We start from the raw sequence: 17232 nt of genomic DNA on the forward strand, positions 1-17232 counted from the left end.
TGTTCGGGAGGGTGCGTCAGCGTGGACGCGGCATCGTCGCGAGCAGCAGCACCGCGATCGCGGTGAGCCCGGCAAGCAACAGGAAAAGCGCGTCGAATCCGAAGCCGGGGACGAGCGAAATGGTCAGCCACGGCATGATCAGCGACGGCATCGTATTGGTCAGGTTGAAGATGCCGAGATCGCGTCCGCGCCGGTCCGAACGCGGCAATATGCGCAAGGTCTGGCTGGCATGGAGCGACAGGAACACCGTCGTTGCAACGCCGAACACCAGATAGCTCGCCTTTGCCGTGTCGAGCTCGATCGCGAAGGCCATGCCGATCATCCCGGCTGCCGACACGGCCGCGCTGGCAACGAGCGGCAGGAAGGGCCGGTCGTTGCGGTCGGCCCACCGGCCGCTCGCCAGCGCGATCGGTATCGCAAGCGTCAGCGCGACCCCGAATATACGCGCCTTTTCATTGTCGTGCATATCGGGATCGATCGAACGGAACCAGAAATAGAGATAGGCGAAGAGCGCCGCCTCGGCGATCTGGACCAAGAGGCGCGCGAGCCACATCCGCACCGCCGGCCCGCTCGGGCGCTGCCGGGGCGCATCGGCGGCGCGCGCCGGGGGCGCGGTCAGTTCGGGAAAGGCGCGCGGCCGGCCGAACAGCAACACCGGGAGCACCGCGCTCGCGACGAGCAGCGCGATGACGGCCAAGCGGCTGTCGCCCGAAACGAGGCCCGGCCAGGTCACGAGCGCGCCCGACCAGGCGCCGAGCGCGGGCGAGAAAGCGAGCAGCCCGCCGAGCAGCCCCTTTTGCGCATCGGGGACGCAATCCCCCGCCCAGGCCGAAAGCGGCCCGAGCATCATGTTGAGTGCGAGTTGCCAGCCGAGGATGATAGCAACGAGCGTCCAGACATCGTGCGCGCGCGGGACGAGGAGCAGCAGCGAAATGCTGAGCACCAGCCCGGCCAGCACCCAGCCGCGCCGATTGCGCGTCCGGTCGCTGAGCCAGCCGAAAAGGATGCCCCCGGCGCTCGCCGCGATCGCCCCGAAGAAGGTGGTATAGCCGAGGGTCTGAACATCGGCCGCTCCGGCCAGCTCGGTCATGCGCGCCGGCAGCCAGATCGTCAGGAACGGAACATAGGCGATCGCCCCACCCGCCCAGGCAAGTGCATAGAGGAGCAGGAAGGGAAGCGACTGGCGCCGCGCTGCGACGCTGTCAGCCATGGACGATTGCCGGCGCGGCGGTCGATCCTCGCGGGACCAGCCCGCCCTGCACCCGCGTCGGTTCGGTCGGGCGCGGGGCACCGCGCTGCGCCGCGATGATCAGCTCGACCGCGCGCGACGCGGTCTCGGCGACCGGCTGATCGACCGCGGTCAGCGCCGGCTGGGTGAAGCGCACCACGGGCGTATTGTCGAAGCTGACGATCGAAAGCTCGCCGGGCACGTCGAGCCCTCTTTCGCGCGCGACCTCCAGCGTCGCCAACGCCATCTGGTCGCTGCTCGCGATGATCGCGGTCGGTGGGTTCGCACCGTCGAGCAGTTGCCGCGCCGCACTCGCCCCCGACGCATAGGTGAAATCGCCCTCGACGAGCAGCCCATCGGTCGCGAGCCCCGCCGTCGCCATCTCGCCCGCCCAGCCGTCGATGCGCCAGCGGCTGAGGCTATATTCGGGCGATCCCGCGATGAAGCCGATCCGCGTGTGACCGAGGTCGATCAGGTGGCGCGTCGCGCGCCGCGCCGATCCCTCATCGTCCATCGTCAGCGCGATTCCCGCCGCGCCGCCGCGCGATCCGATGCGCGCGAAGGGGATCTTCTGCTGGTCGAGCAGCCCGACGATCAGCGGGTTGTCCGAATGCGGCGGGGTCAGGATCACGCCGTCGGGCTGGAGCGCAGCGATCGCCGCGCGCAGTTCGCGCTCGACATGGTCGTTGTGCGTGTCAACCAGCTCGAAAATCATGCGATAGCCATATTCGGCGCATTTCAGCATCCCGCCGAGCAGCATCTGGTCGACCCAGTCGACCCCCTGCCGCCCCTGCCAGTCGGCGATCGTGCGCTCGCGGTCGTTGATCGCGAGGATCAGATAGGAGCGCGACCCGCTCATCCGCTGCGCCGCGATCGACGGGACATAGCCCAATTTGTCTATCGACGCCTGGACGCGTTCCTTCATCTCGGGGCGGACATTGGGCTCGTCGTTGATGACGCGGCTCACCGTCTGCAGCGACACGCCCGCGTCGGCTGCAACATGCTTGATCGTGACCGACTGCCGCCGACGCCCCATTATTCGCCTTGATCCCCCCTGCTGCCGCAATCGCTAACGGCATCACCGCCACATTGCCAGACGCGAACCCAATCTATTTCCATGTTTTTCGGATATCCGCTTTCGTCAACACCCTTCAGCCCGCGTCCTTCGGCGAGCCCGCCGCCGACCGCGAGGTTCAGGATCAGGTGGAAGGGGCGGTCGAACGGCGCCGCGGGATCGTTCGATCCGCTCGTCGACCATTCGCTCGCGACGCGCGTCGCATAGGGCTTGCCGTCGACCGTCCAGACGATCTTGCCCTTTTGCCAGACGATGCCGAAGATATGGAACCCGTCGAGCGGCGCGGGAAGCGCGGTTTCGTCGCCCTTATATTTATTATCGGGCCATTGGCCCCCGAAATGCAGCGTGCCGAGGATGCGGTTCTCTACCCCGCCCGCGCAGGTATCGCACTGCACGCCCAGGTTCACCGCCTCCAATATGTCGATCTCGCCCGATGCCGCCCAGCTGCCGTAACGATTGGCCTCGGGCAGCATCCAGATCGCCGGCCACGTCCCCTGCCCCTGCGGCAGCTTTGCGCGTACCTCGATCTTCCCGTAGGTCCACGCCGCCTTGCCGCGCGTGACGAGCCGCGCCGAGGTAAAGGGCTTCGTCGCCTCTGCCTTCGCCTTTTCGGGGTCGCCGCGCTGCGACAGCGGGAACGCCGGCCCGGTCATCGCCTCCTTGCGCGCGGTGACGACAAGCTTGCCGTCCGCGACCACCGCGTTCGCGGTTCGGTCGGTATAGCATTGGCGCTCGCTATTGCCGCCGCCCCAGCAATCGACGTCGAAATCCCATTTGCCGCGATCGATCGCGCGTCCGTCGAACTCGTCGGACCAGACGAGCCGCCATCCGGCGTCCGCAGGCTGCTGCGCCGCGGCGACGGCCGGCGCAGCGGCCAGCATCAGGATCGCTGCTGCGCGCATCAAGCCGCCTTCGGCTCCTCGGCGCCGCAATAGCGCGCGACATAGGAGTGGTGCTCGGGCAGCGTCGCGACCGTCTGCTCGATATTGTCACGCAGCGTCTGGAACAGGCGCTCGACCTCGTCGTCGCGCAGCTTGGCGGCGATCGGGTGATAGGTCTGCGGCTCGATCCCCTGCCCCATCATCACCTGCACCCAGCTATTCTCGGCGAACAATTCCTCATTCTTGCGGAAGACGCGCCCCGTTTCGCGGAACAGCTCGATCTTCTGCTGCAGCGAATCGGGGATCGGCATCGCCGCGACATGGCGCCAGAAGGGGCTGTCGCGCCGGTTCGTCGCCTTATAGTGCAAGACAACGAAGTCGCGGATCTGCTCGATGTCGAGCCGCTGCTGGTCGTTGAACTCCATCGCGTCGCGCTCGCTGACGCGGCCGTTCGGCATCAGCCGGATGAAGCGCAGCACCGCGCGCTGGATCAGATGCACCGTCGTCGCCTCGAGCGGCTCGACGAAGCCTCCTGCAAGCCCCACCGCGACGCAGTTGCGGAACCATTGCTTGCGCCGCACCCCGCCCCGGAACTTGATGTCGAAGGGTTCGATCAGCGGCTCGCCGACGCTGCTCATCAGCCGCTCATACGCCGCATCGCGCGACAGATAGCCGCTTGCATAGACGATCCCCGCGCCCATGCGGTGCTGCAGCGGGATGCGCCATTGCCAGCCCGCGTCGTGCGCGATCGCCTGTGTATAGGGCATCGGCGGCCCCAGATGTTTCGCCTGCACCGCGATAGCGCTGTCGTTGGGCAACCAATGCCCCCAGTCCTCGAACCCCGCGTGCAATGCGCCTTCGATCAAGAGGCCGCGAAAGCCCGTGCAGTCGACGAACATATCGCCCTCGATCCGCCGCTCGCCGTCGAGGTGCAGCGCCGCGATGTCGCCGCTTGTCCCATCGAGTTCGACACGCGCGATCTTGCCTTCGACGCGCTTGCAGCCGTCGGCCTCGGCCAGTTTGCGTAGATAGCGGCCATAAAGCGTCGCATCGACATGATAGGCATAGTTCATGCGCTCTTCGGGAAGGTGCGCGAACTTGCCCTGCATCCCCGCGACGAGCTCGAGGCAATAATCGGCATAAGGCTGCTCGTGCCCGCGCTCGCGCGCGTTGAGCCAGAAATGCTGGAAGCCCGCCGACCAGTGATCCTTCCCGCTGAGGCCAAAGCTGTGGAAATAGCTGTCGCCGTCGTGCTTCCAGTTATCGAACAATATGCCGAGTTTGAAGGTCGCCTGCGCCGCGCGCATGAACTCGGTTTCGGCTATGCCGAGGATGCGGTTGAAATTGACAAGCGGCGGGATCGTCGATTCCCCGACACCGATCGTGCCGATCGCCTCGGACTCGACCAGCGTCAGATCGACGGTATGTCCCATCGTGCGCGCAATCGCCGCCGCCATCATCCAGCCCGCGGTGCCGCCGCCCGCGATCACGACGCGCTGAACCGGTTTCCTGTCGCTCATTTACTCAAGGCCCTCAGCAAGAAGGCGCGCAGCCGCCCCGCCGTCTCGGACGTGAGCGGGGCGAGGATGCTGCGCGCGGTTTCGGGAATATGGTCGGTGACGCTGGCGTCGTTTTCGAAGACATAATGGTCGAACTGTTCACGCCAGATCGCCTTGTCTTCGGCCGGCAGGTCGCGGATCGCGAGGATCGCGTGGTTGAGCGCCGCCTGCGGCTGGCCGAGCCATGCCGGGGTGCGGCGCCACCAATAATTGACGAGGATGTTGAAGTCGGCGAGCCCCTCGACATGGTGCCACCACATCGACGGGATGAAGATCGCATCGCCGGGTTCGAGCTCCACCGTCAGCGCCTCGGCCATCGCCTCGACGAAGCGCGGATGCTTCGCGAGGTCCGGCGCGTCGAAATCGACCATGCTGACGACGCGCCCCGCGGGCGTATTGTCGATCGGCCCGAGATAGAGGTTGCGGAACGCGCCCGGTGGGAACAGCGTGAAGCGGCGACGTCCGGCGGCGCAGCACGCCAGATTGTCGGGAAAGTCGTTGTGCGCCGCGATCTTGGTCCGCGTGCCGATCCAGATGCTCTTCAAAGGATCGCGTGTCCCAAGCTCGACCCCGTTCGCTTCGTCGAGCCCGTCGAAATGCGACGGAATATCGATCGATGCCAGATAGACGGTGCGCGCCTCGCCGCGTTCCTCGGCCGTATCGATACCGGCAAAAATATCCGCGAGCTTGCCCGTCCCGACGCGGAAATTCATTTGCATTTCGTTGTCGTAGAACAGCCGCCCGTCGTGCCCCGGCGGGCCGATCGACACTTTGAAGGGCCGATCGCGCGCATGGTCCAGTAGATAGCGCCGCGCATCGCGCGCCGACTTCCTGCCCGCTTCGACGAGCGGCCAGTCGGCGACGAGCCCGCGCAGGACAAAGGGCTCGCGCGCGCCTTCCAGCAACGCGCCCGGCCCCGCCCCCTTGTCCCATGGCCGCTCGGGCACCCGCGCGAGGCGGCCGGTAAAGGCGCCGGGTTGTTCAGCCACCGCCGAGCCTGCGGTTCTTGCGCGCGACGAGCGCCGACAGTTGCGACAGCGACGCGAGCGCCATGAACATCGGCATCAGATGCCCCGCCGCGTGCAGCGCGCCGAGCGCCTCGGCGTCGAGCCCGCGCAGCTTCGCCTCGTCGATGATATGGAAACCGACGAGCGAATGAACCGAACCATCGTCGAGCGTGACCTCGAGGCTGAAGGGTTCGAGCAGGTCATAGGCGAGCAGCGCATCGTAAAAGGCCTTGCTCTCGCGATAGCCTTCGTCGAGATCGCCGAGCCGCTCGGCGATCTCGTCCAGATAGGGGGTCGCTTTCCCTTCGCCGTCGAACAGCCGCACGCCGTCGCTCGCGCCGGCGATCCGCGGATGGTCGAGGTCGATATGGACCTGCCCCGCCCCCTCGCCGCCCGCCGGCCGCCCGATCAGGAACGGCCCGATCGCAAGCGACAGCGGGCGATAGCGCGCATCCCAGCGTGCCCCTTCGAGGAACAGATTCTCGCCATTCTGGAATCCGAACATCGCGAGCGCGGTGAAATCGTCGCGTCCGGTTTCGCGGCGGAACAGGATCGGGAAATGCGCCTGCACGCGCCGGAACTCGGTCGGCACGGTCAGCGTCGCCATGACATCGTCGCCCAGTTCCGCCCCGGCGTCGGTGCGCACGCGCAATTCGCGGTGGGTCATATTGTCGAGAACGGCGTGGCGGGTCATCCAATTCCTTCCTGTCGCGCCGCGGCGGCATGGGCGCCGGGTCGCAGGGCGTCGAGATAATCGCGATTGGCGGGCAGCGCCGCGGCGAGCGACCGCGCGCGCTGGCGGTTGTCGGCAAGCAGCCCGGCCGCACGCCCGCCCGTCGCCGGCAGATCGGCGGGGACCGGAAAGCCCATGCCATAGAGAATATATTGATGGCTCTCGGCGGAGAAAATCTCGTCGACGCGCGGGAAGTCCCAGACCGACGGCGGCTGGTCGCGCCAGAGCGCCAGCATCTCGGCCAGCCGCGGCGGGATATGCGCCGCGTCGCGCTGCGCCAGCCAATAGGGCTCTTCGCGCCGGCTGAGCGCGTAATGCAGCTTCAGAAACTCGACGATGCGGTCCCAGCGATAGCGGAACAGCTCGTTGAACCGCGCGGCGTGGATCGGCAGCGCCGCGCGGCTCGCGGGAAAATTGTCGATCAGCGCGTTCAGCGACAGTTCGATCATCACGATCGCCGAGGCTTCGAGCGGCTCGATGAAACCCGCCGACAGGCCGACCGCGATGCAATTGCCTTCCCAGAAGCGCGCGCGATGCCCGGTCGGGAAGCTCAGCCGCCGCGCCGGAACCTCGGGCGCATCGGGCAGCGCGCGCGCGATATAGGCACGCAGCACCGCCTCCGCCGCATCGTCGTCCATGAAGCGGCTCGCATAGACGCAGCCGATGCCGCGGCGCCCCGGCAAGCCGATGTCCCAGATCCAGCCCGCTTCGTGCGCGGTCGATACCGTCTGCGATGCGACCGGGCTGCCCGGCGTCACCGGCACCTGCGCCGCGAGCGCGCGGTCGTTGAACAGCGTATCGCCGCGGTCGATCCAATCGACCCCCAAATGCCCGCCGATCAACAGCGACGCATGGCCGGTGCAGTCGATGAACAGATCGCCCGCGATTTCACCATTCTGGTGCGTGGAGACCGAGGCGATTCCGCCCGCTCCGTCTGCATCGATGCCCGTGACATGATCGGCCACATGCCGCACGCCCAGTCGCTGCACCGCGTGGCGCGCAAGCAGCGCCGCGAATTTCCCGGCGTCGAGATGATAGGCATAATTCGCCGCACCCTGATAATCGGGCATCGCCCGCTGCCGCGGCGCGAGGTTCAGGTCGCAGACATGCGCCTGCGGCGTCATCGCCGCGGCGAAAGACAGGTCGGCGGCGCCCGAGCGCCACGCCGCAAGCAGTTCGGTCGTCGGCGCCGCGGGCGGCGCGGTGAAGGGGTGGAGATAGCGGTCGTCCGCCGCGCCGGTGACCCAGCCGTCGAACCGCGACCCCTGCTTGAAAGACCCGTCGCACGCGGCGAGAAATTCGCCCTCGCCGATACCGATCGCCCCGAGCGTTGCGCGCATTGTCGGCCAGGTGCCCTCGCCGACACCGATCGTCGGAATATCGGGCGCCTCGATCAGCGTCACCGAAAGCCGGCCCGCCATCGCCCGCGGCGAACTGGCGAGGCGTGCTGCCGCCAGCCAGCCGGCGGTGCCACCGCCCACGATGACAATCCTCTCGATCGCGCTCGCGCTATTCATTGTCTTCGATCCTAGGCCGCGAAACCGCCCTCGTCACGCAAAAGAGCCGCGCCCGAAAAAGGCGCAACTCTCTTGCCTGCGACCCGGCGGAAATGGCCCGCCGCCCTAAAAGCTGAACCTGACCCCTGCCGCGTAGCGGGCGAAGCCCGGCTCGACGAAGTTGACATTATTCTTGTGGCGGAGGTGCCCGCGGCGCCCTTCGCCGGTCAGGTTGATCGCCTCGACAAAGCCTGTGAGCCCCGGGATGAACTCGTAACTCGCGCTGGCATCGATCTGCCAATATTCCTCGGTATAGAAGGGGTTGGGGCCCGTTCCTGCCAGGAATTCGTCGCGCCAGTTCCATGCGACACGCGCCTGGATGCCATTCTTGTCATAGAAAGCCACGGCGTTGGCGCTGTCGCTGAGGCCGGTCAGCGCGAACTGCGGGACCGACGACGGCAGCCTGTTGTCGTAAGTCGCATCGCCGTTGACGATCGTATAGTTCAGGATCACGCCGAAACCCGTGTCCCAGAAACTGTGCTGGAGCGCGAATTCCCAGCCGTTGAGCGACGCGGTCTGGTCGCTGTTCACCGGCGTCGTAATCTCGAAATTGACCAGCGGATCGCCGGGCGCCGCGTTGATGATGTTGCCCGTGACCGTGTCGGGGAAGGTGTCGATGATATATTCGCGGATGTCGGCCACGGTCGCGTCTGCGCCGAGCGCGGCGATCGCGGCATTCCAGCGCGGCCCGCCGACCGGCGTCGTCAGGCCGAAGGCGCTCGCGTCGATCCGCGTCGAGGAAATGAAGTTTTTCACATCCTTGTGGAAATAGCCCACCGACAGATAGGAATCGCGGCCGTAATACCATTCCGCCGACAGGTCGATATTCTTCGATTTATACGGGATGAGCCCCGGATTGCCCTGCGCGCCAAAGCCGCCGCCGACGCGGAACAGCGTGTCGATCGTCCGCCCGCCCTGCATGCTGGCATAGTCGGGGCGCGTGATCGTGTGGCTGTACGATGCGCGCAGCTTGACGTCCTGCATCGGCGAGATGTCGAAATCGATCGCGGGCAGCCAATTGTCATAGGAGCCTTTGAACCGCGTGAAGTCGCTCTCGCCCGAAAAGACGACGTTGAGTTCATTGTCGCCGATCCAGCGGGTGGTGACGGGCACCGGCACCAGCGCCGCCGACGAAATGTCGGTCGTCTCGTAGCGGATACCGGCGACCAGATGCGCCGGATTCTCGAACAGGTCGAATACGGTCGCCACCTGCAAATAGGGCGCCAGCGTCTTTTCGGTGATGCGTCGATCGGTGTTGAAGTTCGCCAGGCAGGTTCCCGGTTGGGCGGAGCCCGTCGCGGGATTGCTGCAAACCTGATAATTCTGCTCGTTGAGATCAGCCAGCCGTTCGAAATCGAAGCTATAGAAGCTCTCGATCATTCCCGATTGGGCAAGGCCCGGAAACTTGTCGGGCAAGGTGACCAGTTTGAAAATGTCGTCGGGAATATCCGACGCGGGCCCCGCCCCGCCCCAGGTGTCGTCGTTCTGGACCGTACCGAACGCCGAGCGCACCTTGCTGTCGACATAGGACACGCCGAAATCGATGCTGTCGAGGAAGCCGTCGTCGTGATCATATTGGCCGCGCAACTGCACCTGGTTGATCCGGTTGCGGAAAAAGGCGTTGCGGAAGGCGTTGCCCGTCGGCGTGATCAGCGACGCATCGAGCGGATCGATGCCGGGGTACATGCCATAGGATATGACCGGCAGGTCATTCTCGAAATTGATCGTCTGGTTCTGGACGCCGAACACGGCATTGCCCAGCGACATGCTCGACCCGAAGCGGTTGACCGGATTGACCTCGGCGGTCGAATGATGCGCGTCGAGCTCGAAGGTCACGCCGTTCGTGCCCTTCCATTCGAGGTTGAACCCGAGCGAATTATTCTCCGCCCGGTTCTCGATCAGCGCGCCGCTGTACGACAGATCCTTGCCGCCATAGAGCGCATCGGGTCCGGGCGTCCCGTCCGGCGCGGCAAATTCCTCGCTATAGAAGATCGGCCCGGCGACCGGCCCGTCGGTCCACGCGCTCGACGTGTTTTCATGGTTGAACCACACGCCGACATTGCTGTTCCGCGTTTCGACGGTGTTGCGCGAATAGATATAATCGACCGTCGCGGTCAGCTCGTCGGTCGGCCGGAACTGCAGCACCGCCTGCCCGTTGATGCGCTCGCGGTTGATGTCGTTGAGGTCGTAGGACGCGTTCTGCGGCACTTGATAAACATCGTCCGGCCCCGGCCGGTTCGTGATGTTCGCATAGCGCGGATCGGGCACTTCCACCCCGTCGACGATACGGGTCGGGTTGGCCAGCGAACCCCAGTTGTTCTCGTTACCGAGATAGCCGTCGCGCCAACCGACGTTCGCCCGGTTGGTGCTCGACTTGCGCTTTTGATACGACCCCGCGACCATGATGCCGACGCGATCGTCGGCGAAGGTCGTGCTGAAGATGCCCGATACTTCGGGCGTGACCGTATCGCCCCCGTTGCGCGACGTATCATAGACGGCCTTGGCCGACAGGCTGCCGCGCATCCCCGGATTGTCGAGCGGGCGCGGCGTGCGGATATTGATCGACGAGCCGATGCCACCCGACTCGATCGTCGCGCGGCCGCTCTTATAGACCTCGACCGACGCGATGCCTTCGGACGCGAGGTTGGCGAAGTCGAACGAACGCGACGACGGCGCGCTGCCGCCGTCGCCGATCAGCGCGGTCGGCATCTGGCGGCCGTTGAGCGTCACCAGATTGAATTCGGGACCGAAGCCGCGAACCGTGACCAGCGAGCCTTCGCCGTTCGAGCGGTCGATCGACACGCCGGTGATGCGTTGGAGCGATTCGGCGAGGTTGGTGTCGGGGAATTTGCCGATGTCTTCCGCCGAAATCGCATCGACGACGCCCTGCGCCTCGCGCTTGATGTCGGCCGAGGCCGCGAGCGAGGCGCGGATGCCGGTGACGATGATCTCGTCGCCGTTCACTTCGCTGTCGGCCGGCGCTTCCTGCGCGACCGCGACCTGCGCGACGCCCATCATCGACAGCGCCGAAGTCCCCGCCAGAAATTTGGCAAGCCACTGTTTTTGAGATGCCCGCATCCCCGTTCCTCCCACATAGCCGCTCTCTTTTGGTGGCGGCATTCCCGTTATGTGAACGTTATCTAAATGGGAACGTTCTCATTGTCAACGAGTCGAGCGCGGCATTTGGGTCACAATGCTGCGGTTTTTTGTGCGGCAAACGTATGCAGCAAACGCCAGGCGCGGAAAAGCGTCAGCGGCTCCAGCGCGCAAAAATCGCGGTCGGCAGCAACAACCCCCGCGCTTCCTCGCGCACCGCGAGTTCGCCGCACTCGATCTTGCCGGGCAGGTCGGCGAAAAGCTGCGCGAGCAGTTCGCCGATCGCGAGCGCCGACATGCGCACGGCATAGACGGTCAGGAACAGCGCCCGGCTGTCCGCGTCGAGCAAGCGGCGGCAATCGGCGAGCAGCGGCGCGAGCCCCTCCTCGATCTGCCAGCGTTCACCACCGGGACCGCGTCCGAACTTCGGCGGATCGAGCAGGATCGCGTCGTAACGCCGCTCGCGCCGCACTTCGCGCGCGGTGAATTTCCCCGCATCGTCGACGATCCAGCGCACCGGCTTGTCGCCCATGCCGGCGAGCGCGGCATTTTCGCGCGCCTGTCCGACCGATTTCTTCGACGCATCGACGTGCGTCACCGACGCGCCCGCGGCGGCGAGCGCCTGGCTGCCGACGCCGGTATAACCGAAGAGGTTGAGGAAAGCGGGCTCGGCCTTGTCCGCCACTTGCTCGCGCAGCCAGTCCCACACCGGCGCCATGTCGGGAAAGAAGCCGAGATGGCGAAAGGGCGTGCACGACGCGGTGAAACGCGTCTCGCGCCACGCGAGCGGCCAGCCTTCGGCCGGAACCGGCTTGTCGTAATACCAGCGCCCCCCGCCATCGTCGTCCGACGCCGGGATGAATTCGCCGTCGGCCTTGTCCCATTCGCTTTGCGGCAGCGCGGGCGCCCACATCGCTTGCGGCTCGGGGCGGATGAAGCGATAGCGGCCATAGCGTTCGAGCTTGCGCCCGTTCCCGCTGTCGACCAGCCCATAATCGGCCCACGCCTCGCCGACGAGCGTGACGAGGGGCAGCAGATCAGCCACGCGCGGCTTCCGCGAGGATGAACGCCTTCACCGCGTCATAGTCGCCGGGAAGCTTCGTATAACGTTCCTCGCGCTCGAACAGATTGCCGAGCCGCGCGGGCAGCGGCGGGCGCACGCCGGTGGCGCGCTCGACCGCCTCGCGGAATTTCGCGGGATGCGCCGTCGCGAGCGTGACCACCGGAATGTCGGCATCGATGTCGAGCGTGCGCGCCGCGGCAAGGCCGACCGCGCTGTGCGGGTCGATCACCTGCCCGCCGCGCTCCTGCGCCCAGCGCAGCGCGAGCGCCATCGTGTCGCCGTCGATGCTCGCGCTCGCGAACAGGTCGCGCGCGCCCGCCAGCATGTCGGCGGGGATCGTCATCGCGCGGTCCGTGTCGAATTCGCCCATCATCGCGGTGATCGCGGCGCCGTCGCGCCCCGCGAGGTCGAAGAGCAGCCGCTCGAAATTGCTGCTGACCTGAATGTCCATGCTCGGCGTCGCGGTCGGCGTGACCGTCCCGGCGCTGTAATCGCCGCTGGTCAGCGCGCGGTGGAGAATGTCGTTGACGTTGGTCGCGACGACGAGCCGCGCGATCGGCAGCCCCATCTGCGCCGCGACATAGCCCGCGAACACGTCGCCGAAATTGCCCGTCGGCACAGAGAATGCAACTGCGCGGTCGGGCCCGCCGAGGCGAACCGCGGCATAGAAATAATAGACGATCTGCGCCATCAGCCGCGCCCAGTTGATGCTGTTCACGGCCGACAGCGTCACATGGCTCCGCGCCTCTTCGTCGCCGAACAGCCGCTTCACCATGGCCTGCGCGTCGTCGAAGCTGCCGTCGATCGCGATATTGTGGACGTTCGGCGCTAGCACCGTCGTCATCTGGCGGCGCTGGACGTCGCTGACGCGGCCTTCGGGGTGGAGCATGAAGATGCGGATATGCTCGCGCCCGGCGACCGCCTCGATCGCCGCCGACCCCGTATCGCCCGAGGTCGCGCCGACGATCGTGATATCGGTCTCGCCGCCCGCGAGGAATTTTTCGAACAGCTGGCCGAGCAGTTGCAGCGCGACGTCCTTGAACGCGAGCGTCGGGCCGTGAAAGAGTTCGAGCAGCCAGTGACGATGGTCGAGCTGGACGAGCGGCGTCACCGCGTCGTGGCTGAAGCGGCCATAGGCGGCCTTGCACAGCCCGCGCAGCTCGTCCTCGCTCAGCGCGCCTTCGACGAACGGCGCCATCACCCGTACCGCGGTTTCGACATAGTCGAGCCCGGCGAGCGCGCGGATTTCGTCGGTCGACATCCGCGGCCAGTTCGCCGGAACATAAAGCCCGCCGTCGCCGGCAAGCCCCGCGAGCGTCGCGGCACGAAAGTCGAGGGTCGGCGCAGAGCCGCGGGTGCTGATATATTCCATGACGCAGATGCGCCTAGCGGGGGGCGATCAAGGTCGCAAGCGGCGACGGACAGCCAATATATAGATGACGAGCGCCGCGGCGGCGAACAGGAACCATTGCACCGCATAGGCGAGATGGTTGTTCGGCGTATCGTCGGCCGACGGCACTCCGCTCGCGCGCAGGCCAGCCACCGGCGCATCGGCGACGAGCATCGCGCGCGCGGGCGCCGCCTTGCCCGTCGCCCGCTCCATCACCGTCGGCTGCTCGGGGCCCGGGACGATCGTTCCCTGCACCGTGCCGCCCGCCCATTTCGGCGGTTTGAAATCGTCGCCGATGCCGACGTCGACGAGCACGCCGGGCCCTTCGGCGCCGGCGCGGCAGTCGGCGATCATGCGGATGCCGGACCTCCCCTCGCGGTCGGTGCCGCTGCGCGGGTCCCAGCGCACCGGTTCGAGGCACACGACGCTGCTCTTGCGATAGAGCATCGCATCGGGAACCGGCGGCAGTTCGGGGTAGGTCACCAGCGACGACATCGCCATGTTGCGCTGGTAGAGCGCGATCAGCGCCTCCTTCTCGCTCTTGCGCTGCAGCTGCCAGACGCCGAGCGCGATCATCACCGCGACCGCGGCGAGGACGAGCAGCGTCGGGATCAGCGGCCAGCGCCGCGCGGGCACCGGATCGTTCGCGGGTCCGGCGGGATCAGTCATTTTCGTCCTCCACCTTACGCCCCTCGCCGGCCTGGCGCTGATGCTCGCTCGCCAGCAAAGCGGCTTTGCCGACGCGCAGGCCGTAAACGACCGCGGCGGCGGTCAGCGGCACCCACAAGAGCACATGTACCCAGAAGGGCGGCCGGACCAGCGCATCGAGCGTCAACGCGATCGCGATCAGCAACGCACCGATGATCAGCGTCAGGAACGCCGCGGGCCCGTCGCCGACATTATAGCGGCCGAAATCGAGCGCACAGACGCGGCAGTGCGGCGCGAATTTCACCGGCCCCTCGAACAATGTCTGCGCGCCGCACTGCGGGCAGAGGCCAAAAAGGGCAGCGCGCCAGACCGGCGGCTGCCCCTTTTGCATTTGGTTGTCGTCGGGCAATTTAGTGCGCTGCGACCGGCGCGCCCCAGCCACCCCAGACATAGACGATGATGAAGAGGAACAGCCACACGACGTCGACGAAGTGCCAGTACCACGCCGCGGCTTCGAAGCCGAAATGCTGCTGCGGGGTGAAATGGCCCTTATAGGTGCGCACGAGGCAGACGATCAGGAAGATCGTGCCGACGAGGACGTGGAAGCCGTGGAAGCCGGTCGCCATATAGAAGGCCGAGCTATAGTTGCTCTGCCCGAAACCGAAGGGCGCATGGGCATATTCATAGGCCTGGATCGCCGAGAAGACGGCGCCGAGAATGATCGTCAGCCACAGGCCTTTCTTCAGACCTTCGCGGTCGCCGTGGATCAGCGAATGGTGCGCCCAGGTGATCGTGGTGCCCGAGCAGAGCAGGATCAGCGTGTTGAGCAAGGGCAGCGAGAAGGCGTCGATGACTTCGATGCCCTTCGGCGGCCACATGGTGATCGCGTCGGCGCCGTCCTGGCCGAACAACGAGGTGACCGCGCCTTCGGCATATTCGATCGGAACCGGGAAGAGCGAAAAGTCGAACCAGGCCCAGAACCAGCCGACGAAGAACATCACTTCGGACGCGATGAACAGGATCATGCCGTAACGCAGGTGCAACTGGACGACCGGGGTATGGTCGCCGGCATGCGCTTCGTTGATGACGTCCGACCACCAGCTGAAGAAGGTCGCGATCACGCCCATGAAGCCAAGGCCGAGAACCCATTTCCCGACGCCGCCGAAATGGTCGGCGTGCATCGCCATCACCAGACCGAAGAACATCGTCAGCGCCGCGACCGAGCCGATGAGCGGCCAGACGCTGGGATTTACGAGGTGATAGTCATGATGTTTGGCACCGGCCATGTCACAATTCCCGTTTTTGCTGCCCCAGCATGACGATTCCCCATCATCTGCCGGCCCTTGTTAGACTCTTGTTCGCGGCCTTAGCTCGCCTTTTTACCCTCGTCTACAGGGTGAAAGGTATAGCTTAAGGTGATTTCCTGCACGTCGCGCGCGTCAGGGTCGTCCTTGATCTTCGGATCGACGAAGAACAGCACCGGCATGCGCATCTGTTGCCCCGGCTCCAGCCGTTGCTGGGTGAAGCAGAAGCACTGGATCTTGGTGAAATATTGGCCTGCCTGCGTCGGCGTGACGTTGAAGCTCGCGGTCCCGACCACCGGCTGGGCCGAATTATTCTCGGCGATGAAGATCGCCATGTCGCGCGCGCCGATGCTGACCGTATCGGTCGGATGCTCGGGATAGAATTTCCACGGCAGGTTCGGCGAGACGTTGGCGTCGAAGCGCACGGAAATGGTGTCCGACAGGATCTTCGGTTCCTCGGCCGCGGCGACGGGGTCGTAACGCTGCGTCGTGCCGCCGAAACCGGTCACGCGGCAAAAGAGATCGTAGAGCGGCACCGCCGCGAAGCCGAGGCCCACCATCGCCAGCGCGAGCAGCGCGGCGAGGCTGGCGGTCTTCGCGTTGGGGGACATGCGGGCGATCATGCGAAAATCTGCATCTTGGCGATGGTGATGAAGAAAAAGAGGATCGCGAGCGCGCCGAGCATCCACGCCATCATGTTGGCGCGGCTGCGCTGGCGGCGCCGATATTCGGCTTCATCGAAGGGCTCGAGATTGGGTTCGTCGGTCATAGCGGCCACCAATGGTCGGCGACGACCGCGCCGAACAGGATGAAAAGATAGGCGATCGAATAAGCGAACAGCCGCTTTTCGGGTTGCATCGTATCGCCCTCGCCCGTGCGGCGCGTGCCGACCTGGATCGACAGCAGCACGAAGATGGCCGACAGGATCACCGCGGTCCAGCCGTAAAGCGCGCCGGTGTAACCGAGCGGCCACGGCGCGATCGCGCCGATCGCCATGATGATCGCATAGAAGAGAATCTGGCGCCGTGTCGATTTCTCGCCCGCGACGACGGGCATCATCGGAATGCCCGCGGCGGCATAGTCCGAGCGGACGAACAGCGCGAGCGCCCAGAAATGCGGCGGGGTCCACAGGAAGATGAGCAGGAACAGCAGCACCGGCAGCGGCGCGATCGACCCCGTCGCGGCGACCCAGCCGATCAGCGGCGGAAAGGCGCCCGCCGCACCGCCGATGACGATATTCTGCGGCGTCCGCGGCTTCAGCCACATCGTATAGACGAAGACGTAGAAGAGGATCGAGGCGAGCAGCAGCAAGGTCGCCTGCCAGTTCGACGCGAACAGCATCAGGAACAGCGAAAAGGCCGCAAGCCCGACGCCGAACTGCAACGCGGTCTGGCGGTCGAGCCGTCCCGCGGGAAGCGGCCGCCCGGCGGTGCGCTTCATCTTCGCGTCGAGCCCCGCCTCATACCATTGGTTGAGCGCGCCCGACGCCCCTGCCCCCAGCGCGATCGCGAGGATCGACGAAAAAGCGAGCACCGGATGGACCTCGCCCGGCGCCGCGAGCAACCCGCACAGCGCGGTGAACACCACCAGCGACATGACGCGCGGCTTGGTCAGCGCGAACAGGTCGCGCCAGTCGGCGGGAAGCGCCGTTTCGCCGTGGGTCAGGCTCTGCGCCATGGTCACTCCGGCCAT

At 65.9% G+C, this 17232-nt stretch carries 16 protein-coding genes; all 16 read right to left on the reverse strand.

What is annotated here, in order from left to right:
• Window positions 1-16 precede the first annotated feature (16 nt).
• The 16 genes from OVY29_RS07605 to OVY29_RS07680 all read right to left on the reverse strand — a co-directional run bounded on the left by OVY29_RS07605 (window position 17) and on the right by OVY29_RS07680 (window position 17232).
• A complete protein-coding gene (locus OVY29_RS07605; protein WP_037557820.1) occupies window positions 17-1210 on the reverse strand; it encodes an MFS transporter in 1194 nt (397 codons plus the stop codon).
• Window positions 1203-2264: a LacI family DNA-binding transcriptional regulator gene (locus OVY29_RS07610; RefSeq protein ID WP_152567711.1), complete on the reverse strand. Its 1062-nt coding sequence runs from the start codon at window positions 2262-2264 to the stop codon at window positions 1203-1205. The genes OVY29_RS07605 and OVY29_RS07610 overlap by 8 nt, the downstream gene beginning before the upstream one ends.
• Window positions 2264-3205 (reverse strand): glycoside hydrolase family 16 protein, encoded by a 942-nt coding sequence (locus OVY29_RS07615; RefSeq protein ID WP_052182515.1) that lies wholly within the window; start codon window positions 3203-3205, stop codon window positions 2264-2266. The genes OVY29_RS07610 and OVY29_RS07615 overlap by 1 nt, the downstream gene beginning before the upstream one ends.
• Window positions 3205-4704 carry a tryptophan halogenase family protein gene (locus tag OVY29_RS07620; protein WP_037557817.1) on the reverse strand — a complete coding sequence of 500 codons (1500 nt, stop codon included), beginning with the start codon at window positions 4702-4704 and terminating at the stop codon, window positions 3205-3207. The genes OVY29_RS07615 and OVY29_RS07620 overlap by 1 nt, the downstream gene beginning before the upstream one ends.
• Window positions 4701-5732: a cupin-like domain-containing protein gene (locus OVY29_RS07625; RefSeq protein WP_037557815.1), complete on the reverse strand. Its 1032-nt coding sequence runs from the start codon at window positions 5730-5732 to the stop codon at window positions 4701-4703. Before OVY29_RS07625 ends, OVY29_RS07620 begins: the two co-directional genes overlap by 4 nt.
• Window positions 5725-6444: a SapC family protein gene (locus tag OVY29_RS07630; protein WP_037557814.1), complete on the reverse strand. Its 720-nt coding sequence runs from the start codon at window positions 6442-6444 to the stop codon at window positions 5725-5727. Before OVY29_RS07630 ends, OVY29_RS07625 begins: the two co-directional genes overlap by 8 nt.
• The gene (locus OVY29_RS07635; RefSeq protein ID WP_037557812.1) at window positions 6441-8000 is read right to left on the reverse strand and encodes a tryptophan halogenase family protein; all 1560 of its coding nucleotides are present in this window, start codon (window positions 7998-8000) and stop codon (window positions 6441-6443) included. Before OVY29_RS07635 ends, OVY29_RS07630 begins: the two co-directional genes overlap by 4 nt.
• Window positions 8001-8105: 105 nt before the next feature.
• Window positions 8106-11117 carry a TonB-dependent receptor gene (locus OVY29_RS07640; RefSeq protein ID WP_037557810.1) on the reverse strand — a complete coding sequence of 1004 codons (3012 nt, stop codon included), beginning with the start codon at window positions 11115-11117 and terminating at the stop codon, window positions 8106-8108.
• A gap of 172 nt (window positions 11118-11289) precedes the next feature.
• Window positions 11290-12168 (reverse strand): class I SAM-dependent methyltransferase, encoded by an 879-nt coding sequence (locus tag OVY29_RS07645; RefSeq protein ID WP_313912048.1) that lies wholly within the window; start codon window positions 12166-12168, stop codon window positions 11290-11292.
• 4 nt (window positions 12169-12172) lie between these two features.
• Entirely contained in the window at window positions 12173-13570 is a 1398-nt protein-coding gene (gene thrC, locus OVY29_RS07650) for a threonine synthase (RefSeq protein ID WP_037557809.1), read from the reverse strand.
• A gap of 27 nt (window positions 13571-13597) precedes the next feature.
• The gene (locus OVY29_RS07655) at window positions 13598-14257 is read right to left on the reverse strand and encodes an SURF1 family protein (RefSeq protein WP_052182514.1); all 660 of its coding nucleotides are present in this window, start codon (window positions 14255-14257) and stop codon (window positions 13598-13600) included.
• Window positions 14250-14627 carry a DUF983 domain-containing protein gene (locus OVY29_RS07660; protein WP_037557959.1) on the reverse strand — a complete coding sequence of 126 codons (378 nt, stop codon included), beginning with the start codon at window positions 14625-14627 and terminating at the stop codon, window positions 14250-14252. Before OVY29_RS07660 ends, OVY29_RS07655 begins: the two co-directional genes overlap by 8 nt.
• 19 nt (window positions 14628-14646) lie before the next feature.
• Window positions 14647-15522 carry a cytochrome c oxidase subunit 3 gene (locus OVY29_RS07665; protein ID WP_037557806.1) on the reverse strand — a complete coding sequence of 292 codons (876 nt, stop codon included), beginning with the start codon at window positions 15520-15522 and terminating at the stop codon, window positions 14647-14649.
• An 80-nt stretch (window positions 15523-15602) separates the two neighbouring features.
• Window positions 15603-16151: a cytochrome c oxidase assembly protein gene (locus tag OVY29_RS07670; RefSeq protein WP_037557957.1), complete on the reverse strand. Its 549-nt coding sequence runs from the start codon at window positions 16149-16151 to the stop codon at window positions 15603-15605.
• Between the two features lie 8 nt (window positions 16152-16159).
• Entirely contained in the window at window positions 16160-16309 is a 150-nt protein-coding gene (locus OVY29_RS07675; protein ID WP_168707817.1) for a hypothetical protein, read from the reverse strand.
• Entirely contained in the window at window positions 16306-17232 is a 927-nt protein-coding gene (locus tag OVY29_RS07680; RefSeq protein ID WP_200880225.1) for a heme o synthase, read from the reverse strand. The genes OVY29_RS07675 and OVY29_RS07680 overlap by 4 nt, the downstream gene beginning before the upstream one ends.

The sequence above is a fragment of the Sphingopyxis sp. SE2 genome, assembly GCF_032227185.1.
Taxonomy (GTDB): Bacteria; Pseudomonadota; Alphaproteobacteria; order Sphingomonadales; family Sphingomonadaceae; genus Sphingopyxis.

Excerpts from the sequence above, each read along its gene's own strand:
- OVY29_RS07605 (WP_037557820.1), bottom strand. The coding sequence starts at position 1,210 with ATGGCTGACAGCGTCGCAGCGCGGCGCCAGTCGCTTCCCTTCCTGCTC.
- OVY29_RS07610 (WP_152567711.1), bottom strand. The coding sequence starts at position 2,264 with ATGGGGCGTCGGCGGCAGTCGGTCACGATCAAGCATGTTGCAGCCGAC.
- OVY29_RS07615 (WP_052182515.1), bottom strand. The coding sequence starts at position 3,205 with ATGCGCGCAGCAGCGATCCTGATGCTGGCCGCTGCGCCGGCCGTCGCC.
- OVY29_RS07620 (WP_037557817.1), bottom strand. The coding sequence starts at position 4,704 with ATGAGCGACAGGAAACCGGTTCAGCGCGTCGTGATCGCGGGCGGCGGC.
- OVY29_RS07630 (WP_037557814.1), bottom strand. The coding sequence starts at position 6,444 with ATGACCCGCCACGCCGTTCTCGACAATATGACCCACCGCGAATTGCGC.
- OVY29_RS07635 (WP_037557812.1), bottom strand. The coding sequence starts at position 8,000 with ATGAATAGCGCGAGCGCGATCGAGAGGATTGTCATCGTGGGCGGTGGC.
- OVY29_RS07640 (WP_037557810.1), bottom strand. The coding sequence starts at position 11,117 with ATGCGGGCATCTCAAAAACAGTGGCTTGCCAAATTTCTGGCGGGGACT.
- thrC (WP_037557809.1), bottom strand. The coding sequence starts at position 13,570 with ATGGAATATATCAGCACCCGCGGCTCTGCGCCGACCCTCGACTTTCGT.
- OVY29_RS07655 (WP_052182514.1), bottom strand. The coding sequence starts at position 14,257 with ATGACTGATCCCGCCGGACCCGCGAACGATCCGGTGCCCGCGCGGCGC.
- OVY29_RS07660 (WP_037557959.1), bottom strand. The coding sequence starts at position 14,627 with ATGCAAAAGGGGCAGCCGCCGGTCTGGCGCGCTGCCCTTTTTGGCCTC.
- OVY29_RS07665 (WP_037557806.1), bottom strand. The coding sequence starts at position 15,522 with ATGGCCGGTGCCAAACATCATGACTATCACCTCGTAAATCCCAGCGTC.
- OVY29_RS07670 (WP_037557957.1), bottom strand. The coding sequence starts at position 16,151 with ATGTCCCCCAACGCGAAGACCGCCAGCCTCGCCGCGCTGCTCGCGCTG.
- OVY29_RS07675 (WP_168707817.1), bottom strand. The coding sequence starts at position 16,309 with ATGACCGACGAACCCAATCTCGAGCCCTTCGATGAAGCCGAATATCGG.
- OVY29_RS07680 (WP_200880225.1), bottom strand. The coding sequence starts at position 17,232 with ATGGCCGGAGTGACCATGGCGCAGAGCCTGACCCACGGCGAAACGGCG.